Consider the following 728-nt stretch of genomic DNA (forward strand, 5'->3'; position numbering starts at 1 on the left):
CCCTGCAATAGATACATTAAGCAATGGTCGAGTGGTATTGCGTGAAGACAGCTTAACGGTAGCAACACATAATTCAGCAGGTCAAAGCTTTGGTGCGTTCAATAACTCTGGTGTAACGCTTAAACACAGCGGTACCTGTAACGACGGAGTTGGTAAAGGCGCGAGCGGTGGCCGTATTATCGTTAGCAATCCTGGTGGTGGTGCGACATGCGAAGAAGGCAACGTACTGATCGGTAACTTTGCTTTGTTCGGTGCAACGGGTGGTGAGTTGTTTGTACAAGGCCAAGCGGGCGACCGTTTTGGTGTACGTAACTCTGGCGCAGTAGCTGTCGTTGAAGGTGTGGGTGACTTCTGCTGTGAATATATGACCAACGGCAGCGTGATCAATTTAGGCTCATATGGAAAAGGCTTCGGCAATGGTATGAGTGGAGGTACCGCTTATCAGTATGATCCAAGCGGCCAAATTGCAGAGCGTTGTAGCCGAGACTCAGTACGAGCGACGGCATTATCTGAAGATTCAAGCTTAATGCGTGCACAAGAAGACGCGTTGAAGTTGCACCTTGAACTGCACATTCAACATTGCGGCTCAAGCCTAGCGGCAAGCTTGCTAGAAAACTGGGACAAAGCGCGTCAACACTTCTATGTGCTGATTCCTTTATCTTTGTATCGCTACCACTGTGGTGAAGCGATTCTTGAAGCAAGTCCTCGTAAAGTCTTGTTGGAAGAGC

Annotated in this window: 1 pseudogene; it reads left to right on the top strand. The window is 48.8% G+C overall.

Features of this window, described 5'->3' with window-relative positions:
- A pseudogene (locus tag A3738_RS24850) lies at positions 1-728 on the top strand (hypothetical protein); the annotation flags it as partial.

The organism is Oleiphilus sp. HI0066 (assembly GCF_001635725.1).